This is a genomic window from Streptomyces sp. NPDC029014, assembly GCF_055564695.1.
In genome coordinates this window covers 1-4,768 of record NZ_JBVHVT010000181.1, presented here as the reverse complement: position 1 = coordinate 4,768, position 4,768 = coordinate 1, and the positions used below count along the sequence as shown (strand labels likewise).

The window sequence follows — 4,768 nt, the reverse complement described above, 5'->3', positions numbered from 1 at the left end:
TCGTTCGCCGACCGGAAGACCAAGCGGCTCAGCGTGAGCCACGCGTTCCACTCGCCGCACATGGACGGCATGCTCGACGCCTTCCGTCGGGTCGCTGAGGGGCTCACGTACGCCGCCCCCCGCATCCCGGTGGTTTCCAACCTGACCGGTGCCGTGGCGGGCGAGGAGATGGCCTCGGCCGACTTCTGGGTCCGGCACGTCCGCGAAGCGGTCCGCTTCCTCGACGGCATCCGCGCCCTCGAAGCCGCGGGCGTGACGACGTACCTCGAACTCGGCCCCGAAGGCGTCCTGTCCGCCCTCGCGCAGGACTGCGTCACCGACGGCACCACCGCAGCCTTCGCCCCCACGCTGCGCGCGGACCGTCCCGAGGCGGAGACGCTCACGACCGCGCTCGCCGAGGCCCACTGCCGGGGCGTCGAAGCCGACTGGAGCGCCTACTTCGCCGGGACGGGCGCGCAGCGCGCCGACCTGCCCACGTACGCCTTCCAGCGGGAGCGGTACTGGCCGGAGACGGGCACCCCGCTGCCGGGTGACGCCACCGGGCTCGGCCTCGCGACCGCCGGGCACCCGCTCCTCGGCGCGGCGGTGTCCCTCGCGGACGCCGGCGGCTGCGTTCTCACCGGCCGGCTCTCGCTGCGCACCCACCCCTGGCTCGCGGACCACGCGGTGATGGGCTCCGTACTCGTCCCGGGCACGGCCTTCGTGGAGCTGGCTCTGCACGCCGGCGAACGCGTCGGCGCGCCGGCGCTGGACGAGCTGACCCTCCAAGCGCCGCTGGTCCTGTCCGACGCGGGCGAAGCGGTGCAGGTCCAGGTCACGGTCGGGGCCCCGGACGGCACCGGCGGCCGCCCGGTCGCCGTGTACTCCCGCCCGGCCGACGCCGAGGACGAGCCGTGGCTGCGGCACGCCGCCGGTCTGCTCACCGACGAGGTCCGCGCGGCCGGCGCCGACCTGGGCGCTTGGCCGCCGGCCGGCGCCACGCCCGTCCCGGTGGCCGACGCGTACGAGCAGCTCGACGCCTCCGGTCTCCGCTACGGGCCCCTGTTCCAGGGGCTGCGGGCGGCCTGGCGCAGCGACGGCGCCCTGTTCGCCGAACTCGCCCTGGACGGACGCGCGCAGACGGACGCGGACGCGTTCGGAGTGCACCCGGCCCTGCTCGACTCCGCCCTGCACACCCTGGCACTGGACGGCGCCATCCTGGCCTCCGCGGCCGAGGACACCGACGCCGGTGCGGGCTCCGGTGCCGCGCGACTGCCGTTCGCCTGGAGCGGCGTACGGCTGCACGCCACCGGTGCGGCGGCGGCACGCGTCCGCCTCGTCCCGGCCGGCCCCGGCGCGGTCTCCCTGGACCTGGCCGACACGGCCGGTCAGCCCGTCGCCTCCGTGGACGCGCTGGCCCTGCGCGCGGTTTCGGCCGAGCAGATCGGCGCGGCGGTCCGCGACGGCCGCCCTGACTCCCTGTACCGGGTCGAGTGGACGCGGCTCCCCGCCGACCGCGCCGGCACCGCTCCGGCCGACGGGACCGGTGTCGTCGTCACCGACCTGCGCGCGGACGGCCCGACCGCGATGCCCGAAGCGGTACACGCGGCGACGGCCCGGGTTCTGGGGCTGCTGCAGGAGTGGCTGTCCGAGGACCGGTCCGAGGACGGGCGTCTGGTGTTCGTGACGCGGGGTGCGGTGGAAGCCGTGCCCGACGAGGGACTGCCGGATCCGGTGCACGCTGCGGTGTGGGGCCTGGTGCGTTCGGCGCACTCCGAGGACCCGGGCCGCTTCGTCCTCGTCGACGTCGACGACACCGGTGACGTACAGGACGCCCTGGCGGTCGCCCTGGCCTCCGGCGAGTCCGAGGTGGCCGTCCGCGGAGGCGCGGTGCTGGTGCCGAGGCTGGCCCGCGCCACGGCGCCCACCGGGCAGGGCGCTGCCGCCTGGGACGCCGAGGGCACGGTGCTGCTCACCGGTGCGAGCGGGTCGCTCGGTGCGCTGTTCGCCCGCCACCTCGTCACCGAGCGCGGCGTACGGCACCTGCTGCTCGTCAGCCGTCGCGGCGCGGCGGCCGAGGGCGCGGCCGACCTGACGGCCGAACTCGCCGCACTGGGCGCCGAGGCCACCTGGGCGGCCTGCGACGTCGCCGACCGGGAGGCACTGGCGGCCGTCCTGGCCGGCATCCCGGCCGAGCACCCGCTGACCGCGGTCGTGCACACCGCGGGTGTCCTGGACGACGGCGTGATCGGCTCCCTGACCGCCGAACGGGTCTCCGCGGTGCTCCGTCCGAAGGTGGACGCGGCCTGGAACCTCCACGAGCTGACCCGCGGCCTCGACCTGTCCGCGTTCGTCCTGTTCTCCTCCGCCGCGGGCGTCTTCGGCAACGCCGGCCAGGCCAACTACGCGGCCGGCAACGCCTTCCTGGACGCCCTCGCCGCCCACCGCCGGGCCGCCGGCCTCCCCGGCACCTCGCTGGCCTGGGGCCTGTGGTCCGAAGCCGGTGGCGGCATGGGAGCCACGCTGGACGCCGAGGACGTCTCGCGGCTGGGCCGCGGCGGGGCGGACGCCCTGTCGGCATCCGAAGGCGCGGCCCTGTTCGACGCCGCGTCGGCCGCCGGACAGCCGCCGCTGCTGGTCCCCGTGAAGCTGGACCTCGCGGCGCTGCGTGCCCGGGCCGGCAGCGGGATGCTCCCGCCGCTGCTGTCCGGCCTGGTGCGCACGCCCGTACGCCGGGCGGCCGTCGCCGGCGGCCCCGTCGGCGACGCGGGCGGACCCGCGGCCCGGCTCGCCGGGATGACGGCCGCCGACCAGGGGGCGTTCGTCCTGGACCTGGTGCGCACCCAGGTCGCCTCCGTGCTCGGCTACGCCGGGCCGGACGCGGTCGAGGCCGACCGCTCCTTCCGCGAGCTCGGCTTCGACTCCCTCACCGCCGTCGAACTGCGCAACCTGATCGGCACCGCGACCGGGCTGCGCCTGCCGGCCACCCTCGTGTTCGACTACCCGACCTCCACGGTCCTGGCCGGCCACCTGCGGTCCGAGCTGCTCGGCGCGACCCCCGCGGCACCGTCGGCGGCGGTCGCCGCCGCGGTCCGCGACGACGAGCCCATCGCCATCGTCGGCGTGGGCTGCCGCTACCCCGGCGACGTGCAGTCGCCCGAGGACCTGTGGCGGCTCGTCCTCGACGGCCGCGACGTCATCTGCGGGTTCCCCGAGGACCGCGGCTGGGACATTGACGGCCTGTTCGCCGACGACCCCGACCAGGAGGGCACCAGCTACGCCCGCGAGGGCGGCTTCCTCTCCGACGCGTCCGCCTTCGACGCGGCGTTCTTCGGGATCTCCCCGCGCGAGGCCGTGGCGATGGACCCGCAGCAGCGGCTCCTGCTGGAAACCTCGTGGGAGGCCTTCGAACGCGCCGGCATCGACCCGCGCGCCCTGCGCGGCACCCAGACCGGCGTCTTCGCCGGCGTCATGTACCACGACTACGCCACCCGGCTCGCCGTCCTGCCCGAGGGCGTGGGGGGCCTCCTCGCCACCGGTACCGCGGCCAGCGTCATCTCCGGCCGCCTGTCGTACACCTTCGGCCTGGAGGGCCCGGCGGTCACCGTCGACACCGCCTGCTCCTCCTCCCTCGTGGCCCTGCACCTGGCCGTTCAGGCGCTGCGCAACGGGGAGTGCTCGCTCGCCCTCGCGGGCGGGGTGACGGTGATGGCGTCCCCCGGGGCGTTCCTGGAGTTCAGCCGACAGCGGGGCCTCGCCGCCGACGGCCGCTGCAAGGCGTTCTCCGCCGACGCCGACGGCACGGGCTGGTCCGAAGGCGCCGGCGTGCTGCTCGTGGAGCGGCTCTCCGACGCCCGCCGCAACGGCCACCAGGTCCTCGCCGTGGTCCGCGGTACGGCCATCAACCAGGACGGCGCCTCCAACGGCCTCACCGCCCCCAACGGGCCCTCTCAGCAGCGCGTCATCCGGCAGGCCCTCGCCAACGCCGGCCTGACCGCCGCCGACGTGGACGCCGTCGAGGCGCACGGCACCGGCACGACGCTGGGCGACCCGATCGAGGCCCAGGCGCTGCTGGCCACCTACGGCCAGGACCGCCCGGCCGACCGGCCGCTGCTCCTCGGCTCCGTCAAGTCCAACATGGGTCACACCCAGGCCGCCGCCGGTGTGGCCGGCATCATCAAGATGGTCATGGCCATGCGCCACGGCACGCTGCCCAAGACCCTGCACGTGGACGAGCCCACCCCGCACGTCGACTGGGCGGGCGGAGCAATGACGCTCCTGGACACGGCCACGGCCTGGCCGGAGACGGGACGTCCGCGCCGCGCCGCGGTCTCCTCCTTCGGCTTCAGCGGCACCAACGCCCACGTCGTCATCGAGCAGGCCCCCGAGCCCGCCGACTCCGACGAGTCCGCGACGCGGCAGCCGGAGCCCACGCGGGCGCCCGGCAACCAGCCGTGGCTGCTGTCGGCGAAGGACCCGCAGGCCCTGCGCGAGCAGGCCGCGCGCCTGGCGGCGCACGCGGCCGACCACCCCGAACTGTCCCTCACGGACATCGGCTACTCCCTGGCCGCGAGCCGGACCGCCCTCGACCGCCGGGCCGCGGTCGTCGCCGAGGACCGCGACGGTTTCCTGGCCGGCCTCGCCGCACTCGCCGAAGACAGCCGGCCGGCCGGAGTGCTCGAAGGCGCACCCACCGCCGGGAAGCTGGCCTTCCTGTTCACCGGGCAGGGCAGCCAGCGCCTCGGCACGGGCCGCGAACTGTACGCCGCCCACCCGGTGTTCGCCGCCG

Annotated in this window: 1 protein-coding gene; it reads left to right on the top strand. The window is 76.2% G+C overall.

The features are described 5' to 3' along the window. Positions 1–4,768, top strand: a 4,768-nt coding sequence (locus tag ACZ4VL_RS40110) for an SDR family NAD(P)-dependent oxidoreductase (protein WP_468210833.1), incomplete at both ends; no start/stop codon positions are given.